Origin of the sequence: Peribacillus sp. B-H-3, from assembly GCF_048572925.1 — a bacterium.
Lineage (GTDB): Bacteria > Bacillota > Bacilli > Bacillales > DSM-1321 > Peribacillus.
Genome location: NZ_CP183879.1, coordinates 4,474,355 through 4,490,246, shown reverse-complemented (window position 1 = coordinate 4,490,246; position 15,892 = coordinate 4,474,355). Strand labels below are relative to the sequence as shown.

The following is a 15,892-nucleotide window of genomic DNA, read 5'->3' as shown; positions in this document are numbered from 1 at the left end:
TCATGTGTCAGAGAATATACATATTTATCATACAAATGATCTTCACAGCCATTTTGAAAACTGGCCCAGGATTGAATCATTTTTGAAGGAAAGAAAGAAGCTGCACCACGATGCAGGGGAAGAGTGCCTGATCATGGATATTGGAGACCATGTAGACCGGTGGCATCCTTTCACGGAAGGCACAATGGGAAAGGGGAACGTAGAACTTCTAAATGCTGCAGGCTATCAATATGCTGCCATAGGAAACAACGAAGGAATCACACTTCCTCACAATGACCTGGACTCTTTGTACGAGGCTGCTTCCTTTAAGGTGCTAGCGGCCAACATTTACAAAAAAAATGGCGATCGTCCAGCATGGGCCAAACCTTATAGCATCCATACAACAAGAATGGGAACGAAAATTGCTTTAATCGGGCTGACAGCCTATTTTCAAAAATTCTATTCTGCATTGGGCTGGGATATCACCGACCCTTATGAGGAGTTAAAAAAACAGCTCGATGAAATAAAAGATAAAGCACATGTCATCGTCTTGCTTTCACACTTAGGCATTCATGATGATGAAAGAATTGCAGAAGAACATCCTGAAATCGACGTCATTTTAGGTGCTCATACTCATCATATACTTCATGAAGGAAAAACTATCAATAATACCCTGCTGTGCGGCGGCGGCAAATTTGGCTATTATATTGGCCAGGCAGACTTGGCTGTTTCCGATGACCGCCGTGTGACCCGCAAGACAGCACAGCTTTACGATACCAATACTTTGCCCGCCGATCCTTTGGAATCATCATATATTGAGGAAATTAATAAAAAAGGGGAAGGCCTGCTTCAGGAAAAGTGTGTAACACTGCCATATCCTTTGGAAAATAAATGGTTCGAATCCTCTTCGCTTTCGCTGATAATGTGTGAATCACTGAAAGAGTGGACAAAGGCGGATTGTGCTTTTGTAAATGCCGGCCTGCTTTTGGACGGCCTGCCTGCAGGTGATGTTACAAAAGGCGACATTCACCGGATTTGTCCACACCCGATCAATCCCTGCATTGCAGAGCTGTCGGGCAGTGAATTGAAAGAAATTCTGATGCAGTCCATGAATGAAGAATGGCCGCATATACAGGTGAAAGGATTCGGCTTCCGGGGCAAAATGATGGGAATCATGCTTTATGAAGGAATTGAATTTATTTCTCCTAAAGAAATCATGATTAATGGAGTAAAACTGAATCCAACAGGCAGATACAGCCTGGCGCTTCCTGATATGTTTACGTTCGGTTACTTTTTTCCGCATTTAAAGCGAACAGAGCAAAAAGAATATCTTCTGCCTGAATTTATGAGAGATATCCTTGAATGGAAATTGAAAAAAATGTTTCCTTTAAAATAAATCATCAGCAATACTGCTTCCTTTCTTCATAAATATAGAAGAAAGGAGTGGATGGAAATGATAAGCATGTCACCAATACTTATTGACGGCAAGACGTTCCTCGCCATCACTGTTGAATTGCCAAAGACCACTCTGCTTGCGGTCACTGCAGAAAAGGGATACATTATGTGCGGTGCACTTGATGTGGAGCTGCTCAATAGAAAACTTAAGGGCCGGGGAATTATTGCTGCAAGGGCTGTAGGGGTCAAAACCATTGATGAACTCCTATCTGCCCCTTTGGAGTCAGTCACTGAAGAAGCGGGAAAAATCGGCGTGACAGCAGGAATGTCGGGTAGATCTGCTTTACTGAAAATGTTTGATATATAGCGAAATTCCAGCCTGGTCCATTCATGGAGACCAGGCTTTTTTTGGGGGGATAACTCCTTTGTGTCTCCAGTTTAAGCTTTAGCCTTAAAGGCCATATATGTGTGCGCTTGACAGTCTGTCAGCAATGGATAGGAGGGCTGGGCGTTCAGGCCGTTACTCCTTAATCAGGCGCTTGCAGTTCTTTTACAGCAGCTATTACTTCAATAATTCACAAATCTGCCGATATTAACATTAAAAGGAAAGCTGAGGAATTATGTTAAGAGATTAAAACCTTAAAATTTTCCTCATAGATGATGAATGAACAGGAGCTATAATATGAGGCTGGTAACAATAGACTCGGTTAAGCCTGGGGATAAGCTGGGGAGAAACATTTATAACGATAACGGTAATATCCTGCTGGCAGCGGGGAAAGAGCTGTCAGAAAAGCTGATAAACCGTTTGGTGCAGCTTGATATCCCTTTCGCTTACATAGAAGATGAACAAACAAAGCATATCAAGCCAGGAACTTCAATCCCTGAACAGCTAAGAAGAGAAGCTGCTGATACGATTAAGAAAATACTTAATGACATAAAGCACGAAAATTCCGTATCTGCCTCATTTATTGTTGAGAAGGCTGTCAGGAAATTCAGCGGTCTAATACGGTCTATTATAGGCGAAATTAAGGGAAATAAAGAATTGCTCTCGCTTTTAGCTGACGTTTATACATATGATAACTATATTTTCACTCATTCACTAAATGTGACTCTATATACCTTGGCAATCGGAATAGAATTAAAGCTGGACCAAAAACAAGCCGAGATCCTGGGTCTCGGCGCTATTTTGCATGATGTCGGAAAAATGCTTGTACCAACCGAGGTGTTAATGAAAGAAGGGCGGCTGACTGAAGAAGAATTCCATATGATAAAAAAGCATTCAGAATTTGGTTTTCATCTGTTGAGAGGGATTCATACCCTACCGCTGCTTGTTGCACATTGTGCCTATCAGCATCATGAACGCCTTGATGGATCAGGCTATCCGCGGGGCCTTGTCAGTGATGAAATTCATCAATTTGGGAAGATCATTGCGGTAGCGGATGTTTTTGATGCAGTTACATCAAACCGGGTATACAGGAAGGCAATGCTTCCGCATGAAGGTCTGGAGATTTTATATGCAGGCTCCGGCTCACAATTTGACCCGAATGTCATTGAGGCATTCAGAAAGGCCGTCGCCATTTACCCTACAGGTCTGACAGTTGAATTAAGTGATGGAAGAAAAGGGGTAGTTTCCGCACAGAATAGCGGGATGAGCGAAAGGCCTAAGATTTTTATCCTGGAACAAAAAGGCAGGAAGCTTGATCACGCATATGAAATAAATTTGCAGACAGAAACGTCACTGATGATTGTACAGTGCATGCCGGAATAAAAAAAGCTTAAACCGCGGGAGCACCCCGGGTTTAAGCTTTTTATTTTTTTTCTTCTGTCCCTGGCTGGATGATTGCAGGAGCAGGCATATTTCCGTAGTAGTTTGGTACTTTTCCGGGAAAGAGGTAGTCCCCGATTTTCACTTCATGTTTTACTTGCGTCTCTGCAGTAAGAGAGGGAATCACGACTTTTACGTTTACAGTAAAATTAATAAAAAGTTCTATGTAGCTGCTGTTTATTCCTGTATCTGTAACCTTGAGCCTTTCTGTTGAATCGACATCACCCACCAGCGACATCTTGACAGGCACTTTGGGCCCAAGATTTGCCAAAATGGCATTTCCGGTCACCACTCCCAAAGGTATATAATAAACAATGGATTTAAATTGGTCTTTTGTATTTTGGGACTTCGTAAAAGGATTTTCTTCATTCAGCCCCAGCTTTTTTTGAATATCTTTTATCGTATCGGCACGGATGCTGCTGTAATACTTCGGATTAAACCGGATTGTCCCGCTTCCATTTTTATCATAAAGAACAACTTCTTCTTTATCGAGCTGCTTTAAAATGTTTTTATCCACAGAATCATTGATTACTTCAGAAGCCACTCTTTTAATTTCATTTTTTGCTATGTCCATGATGACGGGTTCAATGGACTTATTTACGATCCAGAGGGAAACCAGGCTGGTACTGGAAAAAAAGATAAAGGTGATTAAAATAACGTATCTGGTCGGCAGCGGCCCTTTTGAAAAACCAGGCTTTGGCCGGAATCTTTTTCGGAACATGATACAGCCCCCTTTGTACTATACCTATGCTCACCGCCCTGCGAATCTTCCTGGTATCTGATAAAAGAATAAAAAAGGGGCACGAGGGCCCCTTGATTCATTTTTTTATTTATTTCGGCTTTGCCAAATCCCGTCTTTCCCACATTCTTAAATATGGATAAGGATCGAAGCTCCATTCCAGGTAACCGTTATCCTTGTACATCCCGTAATGAAGGTGAGGCGGAAACTTGCCTGATGTGCCTGGAGGGCCATACCCTGTGCTGCCTACTCCCCCGAGAAGCATGCCCGGTGAAACGACCTGGCCAGCCTTTAAATCTTTGGCAAAGCCATTTAAATGCGCAAAATAGTGGTAGGAATTGTTGATATCCCTGATGCCGATCCGCCATCCTCCGTATTTATTCCAGCCCTTCATTTCAATGATTCCATAGCAGGTGGAGCGGACAGGAAGACCATAATCGGCAAAAATATCTGTTCCTTCATGGATACGCCGGCCACCCCATCCCCTGGCAGAACCCCAGGTGCTATGGTAGGTGTAATGGGTGCGGACAGGAACCGGAAAAACTTTTTCCTGAAGGTCAATCCTTCCGAAGGTCTTGAAAATTTTGGCGTTTCCCATTATGATCCCGACTGCTTTATCCCGCTTATAATAATTCCAAAGGGCAATGCGTATGTTATCATCATCTGTTCCGTATGAAAGCAGCACTCTTGAAAAAGCAAATAGTATATCCTCATCGCTATGGATATCAGCCTTTCCGTCTCCATTTCCATCGGCTCCTAATCCATGAAAGAAATTGATGGTGAGCGGATTGTCATCCACAGCCTTAGGATTCAGCGGACCGTTCCAGCGTACAGGATTAATATCTATGCTGATTGAGCCTTTGGCAGGTTCAGCATCTCTTCTTGAATTTCTCCGATTTTGTTCATATTGATCTGCTGCAGCCAAATAGTACCAAGGTATCTGAAGGGCTGCCTCCATATTTTTATACAATTCCATTCTTCGTTTTGTTGTGTCAGAAACAGCAGGCGATGCCTGTGCATGCTCCATTTTGGACAAGGGCATGCCCGTTAAAGTCAGGAATAAAATGATGCATCCAATAAAAATCCTTTTAAAAAGCATCCCCGTTCTCCCTTCTTGATTTCATACTTATAGTTTGCTGAAGTTTTTCTGAAATATTGAAATTAAATATTGGAAATATCCCCTGAAACTTGTCGGAATGATTAATTTTTGATAAAGTTGCATGGTAACAAGTTAAAGATTTCCCAAAAATTTTCTAAGAAATAGATTGGAGCGGATCTTCATGACTACCAAAGAAGAGCACATCCGGAAACCGGAATGGCTTAAAATTAAATTAAATACAAATGAGAACTATACCGGTCTAAAAAAAATGATGCGCGAAAAGAATTTACATACAGTATGCGAAGAAGCAAAATGTCCCAATATCCATGAGTGCTGGGCTGTAAGAAGAACGGCCACTTTCATGATACTTGGTGATGTTTGTACAAGGGCTTGCCGTTTTTGTGCTGTCAAAACTGGCCTTCCAACTGAGCTTGATCTTGCTGAGCCGGAACGCGTAGCGGATTCTGTATTCGCCATGAACCTGAAGCATGCCGTTATTACAGCCGTTGCCCGTGATGATTTAAAGGATGGCGGTTCTGCCGTATTTGCTGAGACTGTCAGAGCAATACGACGGAAAAATCCATTTACTTCTATTGAAGTTCTTCCTTCTGATATGGGTGGTGTTTACGAAAATATTAAAACCCTCATGGATGCCAAGCCCGATATTTTGAACCACAATATTGAAACCGTTCGCAGTTTGTCTGACCGCGTCCGTGCCAGAGCAAAATATGACCGTTCCCTCGAGCTTCTTCAAAGAGCCAAGGATCTGTATCCGGAAATCCCGACTAAGTCAAGCCTTATGGTCGGACTTGGAGAAACTAAAGAGGAAATTATTGAAACGATGGACGATCTGCGGGCACATAACGTCGATATCATGACGATTGGTCAATATTTGCAGCCATCAAGAAAACATTTAAAGGTTCTGAAATATTATACGCCTGAAGAATTTGCGGAATTGAAGGAAATTGCTCTTAAAAAAGGATTCAGCCATTGTGAGGCTGGCCCGATGGTCCGTTCATCTTATCATGCGGATGAGCAGGTGAATGCAGCTGCAAAGCAAATGCATTTAAAAGGTGAAGAAGTGCTTGAAGCGAAATAAACACGGAGAAAAAGTGCCGGCTTTCGGCACTTTTTTTTATGCGGTTTGACTGCTCGCTGCTCCAGCCTTTACCGGACTTCTTAGATCCTGTTCCCAATCATTTCATGGACTGATTGGAGGGGCTGCTGGATTTTTCGCTGTTTTTGTTTAGCAGTGAATTACTTTCGTTCAACATGCGGCCATTTGCATCTTCTCCATCACTTAGCTTTCTCCCCTGAGGGGATTTCAGCATTTGCTGGATGGTTTTATCAATGGCATAATCGATATTTTTGCTTGTGGTATGGAGATTGGCGTAGCTTTCGATATCATTTGCCAAAGCATGGTTGTCGCTTACATAAATATGAAAATAACGGGGGACAACAGAACTTGCCGTTTTCTTTACCTGATCAGCTGTTTCGAATCGATTTTTAGAATGTGTTCTGTATACAACCAAAGCTTCTTCATCAGTCACAAGTGTGGCAACATTGCTTACATCCGGCATTTGGGCACATAATCGTGATATCATATGCGCGAGCTGTTCCCTATCAATGGATGGGGTTTGATGTGCGGTATTCTTGCCGTTTATTTCAGCAGTGTTCATCCTTACAAAACCAAAATCGTGGGAGCTGCTTTTCTTCTGGCGCTGATCTTCATCATAATATTTTACTGGTGAGCTTACTTGATCAGGATGGACAGTGTTCCTGTTGTCATTAGGGCTATTGCTCATCCGGCGCCCTTCACCCTGATCATGATTATTGCTGCATGCAGCCAGGGCCAGCATAGAACCCAAGCCTAAAGATATAATAGTCTTTTTCAACGGTAAAACACCCCCTATCAGATAGGATGAACACTTTTCTCTAAATTTCGCTTAGTAATTCATGGGGAATAAGTTATAATTTAAGGAAGTAGCATGCAAGGGAGAGGTGATCACATGATTAGCATCAATAACCTGACATATGAAATAGTGGAAGAGCGCAGTGAAGGCTACAATGAAGAAGCTTTCAAAGCCCGCTACAGTGAAATATTGACCAAGTATGATTATATTGTCGGTGACTGGGGCTATGGCCAGCTAAGACTGCGGGGCTTCTTTGATGACCAAAATCAAAAAGCCACCTTCGATACAAAAATAAGCACTCTAACCGAGTATCTTTATGAATACTGTAATTTTGGCTGCCCATACTTTGTGGCAAAGAAAATAAAAAAATAAAAACGATGGGCTGGAATCAAGATTCCGGCCCGTCGTTTTTTGGTTTTCTCAAATATATGGGTGCGGGTGATCACAAAGACATTGGTGCAGGATATGGTGAACTTAGGGCAGAACGTCCGCTTCCGCATCCTTAGTAGTCCAGCTGCAGCGGCCAGCCCCTCGAGGTCATAAGCCAAAGCTATTAGGAAGGGAAAACCGCCTTCCAAATAGCTTCGTCTTATGCTTGACGGGTCTGAACGTCCGCTTCCGCATCCTTAATAGTCCAGCTGCAGCGGCCAGCCCCTCGAGGTCATAAGCCAAAGCTATTAGGAAGGGAAAACCGCCTTCCAAATAGCTTCGTCTTATGCTTGACGGGTCTAAACGTCCGCTTCCGCATCCTTAATAGTCCAGCTGCAGCGCCTTGCTTGCTGTGGAAAAGATGCTTTGCTCCAGAAGCCAAAAAGCGGCTTCAGGATCAAAGCCCTATTTCCTTCGCAAGCAGGACAGGTGCTTCCGCATCCTTAATAGTCCAGCTGCAGCGGCCAGCCCCTCGAGGTCATAAGCCAAAGCTATTAGGAAGGGAAAACCGCCTTCCAAATAGCTTCGTCTTATGCTTGACGGGTCTAAACGTCCGCTTCCGCATCCTTAGTATGGTTTTTGCTGGTTTGTTTTTGGGTCGTCGTGTGTTGGGTGGGCGCCATCCATTTGGCGCGGTATGCCTTCGTGAAGGGACTTGTTTTCATAGTTAAATGCGCTTTGGTAGCGCTGGCCTTCTTCCCATGGTGTGCTTTTGTTTTCAACAGGGGTGTCTTTACCCCGGGGTGCACCGTAGGGTCCTTCTGGCAAGTCTTCAGGAATGATGAAGTTTCTTTGTTTTTCAACGTTTGAGAAATCAAAGTATTTTTCTTTCTTATCCATATTATCACCTCGTAATGATCGGTAAGCACTCTTCATAGGGTATCCAAAGGGTGCACAATCATGAGGGGAGACCGCTAAATGACCTCGTATAAAAAATTCCGCAGCTCTTCTGCTTCTTCGTCCGATAAGCGGAAAATGTGTTCCAAATATCCTTCTTCTTCTAAGTCATCGTGGCCTATGATGGCAAAGCGGCTGCTTTGCATGTCCAGTACGAGTTTTTTTCCATAAAACCGGTCGGTCACAACAATGGCCAAATCCATCCTGGACTGGTCTCCCATAAAACTCACAAACCTGGTTTTCGTATCCAGGTAATCGTTGTATAAAAAAAATCGCTCAGTCATTGGATATCTCTCCCTCTCCTGCATGATTATATCCATCATAACAAAAGAAAACAGGGAATGGATGTCGGATTTTGACTGCAAAATCTTGCGGAATATATCTAAAGTCACAGGACAAATGTGCGGGCATTTCATAAAAGTTAACAAAAATCCGCTTTTTTTTAATTATTATGATAATATATAGGTAATATTGTCCACCCAGAAGGGATGTATACTATGAGACAGCCATACGGAACAGGGAAGAAACGACTAGCTGAATGGATGAAAATTTTCTCCTCCCATTCAAAAATCCGCTTTTATCCCCCGCAGTTTATTTTGAGAAATCCCGTTGTCAGCGGTGTCCGGAATGCTTTGGAATCGGGATTTGAAGTTGCGGTCATCGTGTTTAACATTAAGAATCTGCAGCAATTAACCGAAAGCATCGGTTATGAGCGCTATCATACATATAGAGGCTGCCTGAATAAAACCTTTCAAGAAGTTATTATGGACCTTGTTCCGGAAGAAGAGATTTTGGTGCTCCATGATTATAATACAGATGGAATCACACTTATGCTACGGACTGGAGGGGAAAAGCAAAGTCTCCTCGAGATAGATGCCATTACATATACAGTTTTAAGAGAAGCTGAACAGCGGATAAAAGACACTTTGCCAGATGTGGATGCGGAATTTAATACAGGATATATGTTTGTTGAAAAGCAGCATTATTCCGCAGAAGAGGCAATTAGAAAAGCGGAGCAGCAGGCGATTAGCATGGCGGACCGCAAAGTTGAGACGGAGTTTAATCAATTAGTCCAGCAAATGAACAGAATTATTATACATAAAAACATCCGGCTCATGGCTCAGCCGATTTTTGATGTGGCCACAAGTGAAATAAGAGCGTATGAAGTATTGACAAGGGGTCCTGTCGGGACAGAGCTGGAAAGCCCGTTATCCCTATTTTCTGTTGCAAGGCAAACCAATCATTTGTATGATCTTGAGATGATTGTACTTGAAAAAACACTTCACCAGATTACTGAAAATCAATCCGGGCAGCAGGTATTCATTAACTTTACTCCCGTGACCATTGGAAATGAAAACTTTGTCTCCGATATGAAAAAAATGCTGGGTAAATATCAGGATGTTCATTCTGAAAGGATTGTCATTGAAATTACCGAACGGGATTCAATTGATGATTTAGCCCACTTTGCTAAGAATATTAAGCTGCTCCGCTCACTTGGCTTCAGGGTTGCCGTAGATGACACTGGTGCTGGATATGCGAGTCTTCATACGATAAGCGAGGTTATACCTGACATCATTAAAATTGATCGTTCGGTCATCCAGGATATAGACAGCAGCACAATTAAAGAGTCTATTTTGAAAGGACTCCTGCTCATTGCGAAGGAAGCCGGATCCCTTGTTGTCGCTGAAGGAATTGAGAGTGCCGCCGAAGCTATGGTATTATCAAGGAATAAGGTTGACCTGGCACAGGGATATTTCTATGCAAAACCTGCCATAATGGAAAAAATCCCTATGTCATCTTAGGCAGAAAGGATCTGGGAAGATGTACTTTGTAGACAGACAGAAAATTGAACAAATCTTAGTGTTTCTTGAACAGCAGATTAAAAGCTTTGAAAGTGATCCGGTTTGGGAGGGGACTCGTGCCGAATTGGCATTGCAGAGGATTGTACAGGTATCGATTGACTCGGTACTGGATACAGGAAATGCCCTGATTGATGGCTTTATCATGAGAGATCCCGGCAGCTATGAGGACATTCTCGATATTCTGCAGGATGAAAAAGTAATTACGGAAGGCACAGCTATTCAATTTAAAGAAATGCTGCCGCTTCGCAAAATGCTGATCCAGGATTACCTGAGCACTTCCCATAATGAAATAGCTGACGGATTCACGCGCAACTTGGAAGCGTTTAAACAATACCCGAACGCTGTAAGAGAATATCTGGGAAATGAACTTGGGCCGGTTTCGGCTTTTAAGAATTAAATTTTTATGAGGGACAGGCATATAATTACTGGCTGCTGAGGCTGTAATTTAACATTATGCCTGCCCTTTTCTTGTTTTATCAGAGTGTTTCGTGTAAAAATAGAATGCTTGGATTTGTCAGCAGAAGAAGAGGCACTATATAAAAAGGCTTGTTTGCTGCAGCAAACCAGAAGGAGGACATCATTGAAACAGTATAAAGGCTATTTAATTGATTTAGACGGAACGATGTACAGAGGCAGTGAAAAAATAGAAGAAGCCGGAGACTTTATCAATGAGCTGATAAAAAGAGGCATTCCATATTTGTTTGTAACCAACAATTCCTCTAGAACCCCTGAACAGGTGGCAGGAAAGCTACGGGTCTTCAGCATTCCGACGGAAGATGATCAGGTTTTCACAACAAGCATGGCCACAGCGAATTACATAGAGGAGAAAAAGAAAAATGCATCCGTCTATGTGATTGGTGAGGAAGGCATAAAGGAGGCGCTCAAAGAAAAAGGCATGACCTTTGAAGATGAAAATCCGGATTTTGTAGTAGTCGGCATCGACAGGGACATCAACTATGAAAAGCTTGCTAAAGCTTGCTTGGCTGTCCGAAAGGGAGCAACCTTTATTTCAACAAATGGCGACATAGCCCTCCCTACGGAAAGAGGATTATTACCTGGAAATGGATCGATTACAGCTGTCATAACTGTTTCTACAGGCGTTCAGCCAATTTTCATCGGCAAGCCTGAATCCATCATCGTGGAGCAGGCCCTTAAAGTCCTTGGCATCCCTAAGGAGGATACAATTATGGTCGGGGACAATTATGATACAGACATTCTTGCAGGCATCAATGCGGGAATGGATACATTGCTTGTGCATACTGGCGTAACCACCAGAGAATTGCTGGGGGGCTACAATGAAATGCCTACACATGCCATCGATTCCCTTGATTTATGGAAATTTGAAGATTGAAAAACAAAAACAGGTCTGACCATTCCTTTTGGGCTAGTCAGGCCTGTTTTATTGTTTACCTGTTTATAAGACTCTGCAGCAAAGAACAGCTTCATTCATAACTGTCTTATGCTATTTGAGGCTGACAGGCGCTTGCACATTTGGTTTCATCCAGCTTCAGCGCCTAGCCTCTCGAGGTCATAAGCCACATAAGAATTGAAGGCAAAAAGCGCCTTCTATTCTTATGCGTCTTATGCTGTTCGAGGCTGACCAAGGCGCTTGCGCATTTGGTTAGATTTCATTTCTTACACGGTGTGCGAGTCTGCTTGAGGCTGCTGCTGCTATGGCTCCCACGATATCGTCTAGATAGGTATGGACCATTCCTGTGCTTTTATCATTTAGGTATTTTAGAATGCCGGGTTTCAGTTTGTCGATGTAGCCGTAATTGGTGAATCCTATTGAGCCATATACATTTACAATGGAGAAAGCCAGAATTTCATCGACTCCGTACAGGCTTTCATCTGTTCGGATTATTGATTGCAGCGGGTCTTCGAGCAGGTTTTTCTCGGCGAGGACATCCAGCTGGATTCCTGTAAGTATTGCATTTTGCACTTCGCGCTTGGAAAGGACTCTTTCAACATTTTCAATACATTCTTCTATTTGCAGATTTTCATGATAATTCGACTGCAGGAACATCACCAGCTCTGCAATATCCTTAATCTTTACGCCCCTCTCATCAAGCCATCTTCTTGCTGTCTGCTCAGAGAGATTATTTATTTTATCATCCATGCCTCTGCCTCCGGTTTCCTTGTAATTATTAGCCACCGATCCTTTTAAGAATCAATGAAGGGTTTTCGAACATTCTGCAAGAAGTATGCAGAAAACAGCAAAATGCTCATATATATAAATTAGAATGTCCATTATTGACCTGTTTACACTTTTACATAAAGGCGGCGATGATTGCGTGATTGAAGATGTAATCTACAGTAATTACAATATTACGGTTGAAAAAGAAGAAGCGGGCAGCAGATTTCCCTCTTTTTATTCCGGTAATGTGATATATAGTATTATTCCTCTTGAAGAATTGGAACCAGAGGAGCTGGAGGAAAGGCAAAAAATGTCTGAGCACCTGCTTCAGCAAGGAGACAGATATGTTTCGGGCTTTGTCGCTTCAAATCATGGCAGCTATATATCAGATGCGGACGGTGCCATGTTTGTTCTCCTGGCTAATCCTGTACTGGATGAGCCGAGAAGCTATAAGCTTGGAAGAAAGCTTGCCAAGTTCCATCACAGGGCCAGGACCATCAGCTATCCTATAAAAAAATGCTCGAGAATAGGAAATTGGAGGCAGCTTTGGGAGCAGCGCATTGATCAGCTGGAGAGAATGTGGAATGAAAAATTGATGGCACATCCTAATAATAAATTTGAACAGCTGTTTATCGAGACCTTTCCTTACTACATGTCACTGGGAGAAACGGCCATTCAATATCTTGTGGATACGGAAATTGACGGAAATCCGGAAGAATCTGATGGAGGCACAGTGTGCTATGAACGATTTTCGGAAGGGACCTGGAGCGGGAAGTATTGTATAAAAAATCCGTTTGACTGGATATTCGACCATGCAAGCCGTGATGCAGGGGAATGGATCCGAGAGCATTATAATGGCAATGTTCATACACATCAGCCCGGCATTTCCCAGTTCATGCAGGATTATCAGAGTGTGCAGCGGCTATCCGGCTTTTCATCAAGGCTATTGTATGCCAGGCTTATCTTTCCGCTGCATTATTACGAAACAATCGAGGAATATTATTCGAAGCCATCTGAATCGCGGTCGATTGTTCTGGAAGAAAAGCTTCAATTCTATGCAGAATCATCCGGCTATTATGAAGAGTTCCTGGCAGGTTTTTATGAGCTGGCACACATACCGGCCAGGCATTATAAACTTCCTGAATTAGGCTGGCTTTAAAAGGGAAAATGGTCTCAGGGTAATATTGGATATTCCTATGTTATGATTAGGTCATACATGCCATCATGACATGGGAAGGAGTATAAAATGGACAAGCCCTATGTATTCATTACAAGGCAAATAGCTCCAGCAGCCATTGAACGCCTTAAGGTAAACTTTACTGTGAAGGTATGGGAAAGTGAAGATATTCCAGTTCCTAGAAACATATTGCAGGAAGAAGCAAAGAAAGCTGATGCGCTTCTCACCATGCTCTCTGACCGTGTGGACGGGGAGATGATCAATCAGGCAGAACATCTTTCAGTTATTGCAAACCTTGCTGTTGGCTATGACAACATCGATATTGCGGCTGCGGATGAAAAGGGAATTGCAGTTTGCCATACACCTGATGTTTTAACAGACACAACAGCGGACCTAACTTTTGGATTGCTGCTGGCTTCTGCCCGGAGAATCACAGAAGCTTTTAAAATGGTAAAAGAAGGAAATTGGAAAAGCTGGAGTCCCTTTTTACTGGCCGGAACGGATATTCATCATAAAACAATCGGCCTAGTGGGAATGGGGAAAATCGGAGAAGCGGTGGCAAGAAGGGCATCAGGTTTTGATATGAAAATTCTCTATCATAACCGTAAACGCAAGCCTGCGTCGGAATATGAGCTCGGTGCTGTTTATTGCAGCTTTGATGAACTTATTTCTTCATCGGACTTTGTTGTATGCCTCGCTCCTTTAACAAACGAAACACAAGGAATGTTCAATGCTGAAGCTTTTAAGAAAATGAAAAATACAGCCATCTTCATTAATGTTTCAAGAGGGGCGACAACAAATGAAGAGGATTTATATAACGCCCTGGTACAAGGAGAAATTGCAGGTGCCGGACTCGATGTCTTTCAAAAAGAGCCTATACAGAAATCACATCCGCTTCTTTCCCTTCCTAATGTAGTGGCACTGCCGCATATCGGGAGCGCAAGCAGGGAAACTAGAACAAAGATGATGAACCTTTGCTGCGGAAATATTGAAAGGGTCCTGCGTGGTGAAAGACCTATAACCCTTGTAAATAAGGAATGGAAGAGCCAATGAAGACCATATGGCACATACAGCTTAGAGGAGGCGCCAAAAAAATGAAATCATTGACTGTTTTACTAATCACTTCTCTACTATTCTCTCTTTTTGCTGCACCGGATAGCAGTGCCCAAGAACAGCCAAGCTGCGCAAAAACGAGTTTTCAAATTGTTGTTCCAGCTAAGCATACTATTAAGGCTGCACGGGAAAATCGCTCGAAGACATTGAAGATGCTTTCAGGAAAACAAAAGATTTCTGCTGTCAGCCGGAACAATAACTGGTATACAGTGTGCATCAGCGGAAAAACGGGTTATACAGAAGCAGCGGGTACATCAGAAGTATTCAATTCAAAACAGCTTAAACTGTTCTCAAAAATCGGGAGGAAAAAGGAAGTCCATCAAATTCTTGCCGTCACAGGATCAAAGGCTGCCTCTGTAAAAGTAAACATGGAAGCATATGAAAAGGTTTATGGATCCTGGCGAAGAAGCTTGAAGGTAATGAAAGGTGTCATCGGCTATAATGGATTTGCCGGCAGCAAAAAAGAAGGAGACGGAAAAACCCCTATGGGCACTTTTTCCTTTGGCACAGCATTTGGCAGTTCAGCAAAGCCTGCAGGGGTCACATGGCCCTATAAAAAAACGGGGGCAAATGATTATTGGATAGATGATACATCTTCCAAGGACTATAATAAGTGGATCCATTACAAGGGAAATCCCCAGAAGAGATGGCATTCATTTGAAAGGATGAATCATCCGCTCTATAAATATGGGATAAGCATTAACTATAATACAAATCCAATAATCAAGGGCAAGGGAAGTGCGGTATTTCTGCATGTATGGAAAGGGGAGAACAGCAGGACGGCCGGATGTACAGCAACAGCTGAAAACAATGTCCGCAGCATCTTAAACTGGCTGGAACCAAAACAAAATCCCAGGATATTCTTAGGCACTACTGATTATCTCGAAAAATTATAAAAGCCAGCCTTCACAGCTGGTTTCTTTTATTTTTTTGCTCTTTTCTTAAAGATTATTTTTTTAATATTTGTTTTGTGAGGCGATCCCATTGTTAAGTCAGGTTGATTGAAGCGTAAGGTGCGAGACTCCTGCGGGGTTAGCAGATCAGGTGAGACCCCGCAGGCGCAGCCGAGGAGGCTCACCGCCTGCCCGCGGAAAGCGAGCATCCTGGAGCGGAAATCAACCACCTTGTTTCATAGCAACAAAGTTTACGAAAACAGCCTATTTTTTTAGTTAAAGCAAGCTAACCAGCAAAAGTGAGGGATTCCAGCGTTGATCCTTGCCTGTTTCGCATGATGGGTACTGCCTGATTCACAAAACAAGAGGCAAAATCAAATAAAGATATTTTTTTGAAAATAAATGAGTCTTACTCTCCCTGTGTGTAAAGCGAT

Annotated in this window: 17 protein-coding genes; 11 read left to right on the top strand and 6 right to left on the bottom strand. The window is 42.8% G+C overall.

Going from position 1 to position 15,892, the window contains the following annotated elements; all coding sequences use genetic code 11:
- Positions 1 to 4 precede the first annotated feature (4 nt).
- The 3 genes from ACN6MY_RS22425 to ACN6MY_RS22415 all read left to right on the top strand — a co-directional run bounded on the left by ACN6MY_RS22425 (position 5) and on the right by ACN6MY_RS22415 (position 3,142).
- On the top strand, positions 5 to 1,375 hold the full coding sequence (locus ACN6MY_RS22425; protein WP_419882120.1) for a bifunctional metallophosphatase/5'-nucleotidase: 1,371 nt from the start codon (positions 5 to 7) through the stop codon (positions 1,373 to 1,375).
- 57 nt (positions 1,376 to 1,432) lie between these two features.
- Entirely contained in the window at positions 1,433 to 1,741 is a 309-nt protein-coding gene (locus tag ACN6MY_RS22420; RefSeq protein WP_419882119.1) for a YunC family protein, read from the top strand.
- A gap of 315 nt (positions 1,742 to 2,056) precedes the next feature.
- A complete protein-coding gene (locus ACN6MY_RS22415) occupies positions 2,057 to 3,142 on the top strand; it encodes an HD-GYP domain-containing protein (RefSeq protein WP_419882118.1) in 1,086 nt (361 codons plus the stop codon).
- A 40-nt stretch (positions 3,143 to 3,182) separates the two neighbouring features.
- Here ACN6MY_RS22415 and yunB read toward each other — a convergent pair whose 3' ends face one another.
- Together yunB and ACN6MY_RS22405 are read right to left on the bottom strand one after the other, a co-directional pair.
- Complete coding sequence (yunB, locus tag ACN6MY_RS22410) at positions 3,183 to 3,920, bottom strand: sporulation protein YunB (protein ID WP_419882117.1); 738 nt, start codon at positions 3,918 to 3,920, stop codon at positions 3,183 to 3,185.
- A 109-nt stretch (positions 3,921 to 4,029) separates the two neighbouring features.
- Positions 4,030 to 4,980, bottom strand: coding sequence for a M23 family metallopeptidase (locus ACN6MY_RS22405; protein ID WP_419884256.1), 951 nt, complete (start codon positions 4,978 to 4,980; stop codon positions 4,030 to 4,032).
- A 238-nt stretch (positions 4,981 to 5,218) separates the two neighbouring features.
- Between ACN6MY_RS22405 and lipA the strand changes: the two genes are divergently transcribed.
- Positions 5,219 to 6,136 (top strand): lipoyl synthase, encoded by a 918-nt coding sequence (gene lipA / locus ACN6MY_RS22400; protein WP_419882116.1) that lies wholly within the window; start codon positions 5,219 to 5,221, stop codon positions 6,134 to 6,136.
- Positions 6,137 to 6,233: 97 nt separating this feature from the next.
- Here lipA and ACN6MY_RS22395 read toward each other — a convergent pair whose 3' ends face one another.
- A complete protein-coding gene (locus ACN6MY_RS22395; protein WP_419882115.1) occupies positions 6,234 to 6,932 on the bottom strand; it encodes a YhcN/YlaJ family sporulation lipoprotein in 699 nt (232 codons plus the stop codon).
- A 114-nt stretch (positions 6,933 to 7,046) separates the two neighbouring features.
- Here ACN6MY_RS22395 and ACN6MY_RS22390 point away from each other — a divergent pair, with 114 nt between their 5' ends.
- Positions 7,047 to 7,322 carry a YutD family protein gene (locus tag ACN6MY_RS22390; RefSeq protein ID WP_090988870.1) on the top strand — a complete coding sequence of 92 codons (276 nt, stop codon included), beginning with the start codon at positions 7,047 to 7,049 and terminating at the stop codon, positions 7,320 to 7,322.
- Positions 7,323 to 7,946: 624 nt separating this feature from the next.
- Here the strand turns inward: ACN6MY_RS22390 and ACN6MY_RS22385 are convergent.
- Both ACN6MY_RS22385 and ACN6MY_RS22380 read right to left on the bottom strand, forming a co-directional pair.
- Complete coding sequence (locus ACN6MY_RS22385; RefSeq protein WP_071351882.1) at positions 7,947 to 8,219, bottom strand: cytosolic protein; 273 nt, start codon at positions 8,217 to 8,219, stop codon at positions 7,947 to 7,949.
- 74 nt (positions 8,220 to 8,293) lie between these two features.
- Positions 8,294 to 8,560 carry a DUF3055 domain-containing protein gene (locus ACN6MY_RS22380; RefSeq protein ID WP_419882114.1) on the bottom strand — a complete coding sequence of 89 codons (267 nt, stop codon included), beginning with the start codon at positions 8,558 to 8,560 and terminating at the stop codon, positions 8,294 to 8,296.
- Between the two features lie 213 nt (positions 8,561 to 8,773).
- Between ACN6MY_RS22380 and ACN6MY_RS22375 the strand changes: the two genes are divergently transcribed.
- From ACN6MY_RS22375 to ACN6MY_RS22365, 3 genes are all read left to right on the top strand, one after another.
- Positions 8,774 to 10,078: an EAL domain-containing protein gene (locus ACN6MY_RS22375; RefSeq protein WP_419882113.1), complete on the top strand. Its 1,305-nt coding sequence runs from the start codon at positions 8,774 to 8,776 to the stop codon at positions 10,076 to 10,078.
- Between the two features lie 19 nt (positions 10,079 to 10,097).
- Positions 10,098 to 10,535, top strand: coding sequence for a DUF86 domain-containing protein (locus ACN6MY_RS22370; protein WP_419882112.1), 438 nt, complete (start codon positions 10,098 to 10,100; stop codon positions 10,533 to 10,535).
- 183 nt (positions 10,536 to 10,718) lie between these two features.
- On the top strand, positions 10,719 to 11,489 hold the full coding sequence (locus ACN6MY_RS22365) for a TIGR01457 family HAD-type hydrolase (protein WP_419882111.1): 771 nt from the start codon (positions 10,719 to 10,721) through the stop codon (positions 11,487 to 11,489).
- A gap of 270 nt (positions 11,490 to 11,759) precedes the next feature.
- Here ACN6MY_RS22365 and ACN6MY_RS22360 read toward each other — a convergent pair whose 3' ends face one another.
- Positions 11,760 to 12,257: a phosphatidylglycerophosphatase A gene (locus ACN6MY_RS22360; RefSeq protein WP_071351877.1), complete on the bottom strand. Its 498-nt coding sequence runs from the start codon at positions 12,255 to 12,257 to the stop codon at positions 11,760 to 11,762.
- A gap of 175 nt (positions 12,258 to 12,432) precedes the next feature.
- Between ACN6MY_RS22360 and yutH the strand changes: the two genes are divergently transcribed.
- The 3 genes from yutH (at position 12,433) to ACN6MY_RS22345 (ending at position 15,461) form a co-directional block, all read left to right on the top strand.
- The gene (gene yutH, locus ACN6MY_RS22355; RefSeq protein WP_419882110.1) at positions 12,433 to 13,434 is read left to right on the top strand and encodes a spore coat putative kinase YutH; all 1,002 of its coding nucleotides are present in this window, start codon (positions 12,433 to 12,435) and stop codon (positions 13,432 to 13,434) included.
- Between the two features lie 87 nt (positions 13,435 to 13,521).
- The gene (locus ACN6MY_RS22350; RefSeq protein ID WP_419882109.1) at positions 13,522 to 14,505 is read left to right on the top strand and encodes a 2-hydroxyacid dehydrogenase; all 984 of its coding nucleotides are present in this window, start codon (positions 13,522 to 13,524) and stop codon (positions 14,503 to 14,505) included.
- A 41-nt stretch (positions 14,506 to 14,546) separates the two neighbouring features.
- Entirely contained in the window at positions 14,547 to 15,461 is a 915-nt protein-coding gene (locus ACN6MY_RS22345; RefSeq protein ID WP_419882108.1) for a L,D-transpeptidase family protein, read from the top strand.
- The last annotated feature ends 431 nt before the right edge of the window (positions 15,462 to 15,892 follow it).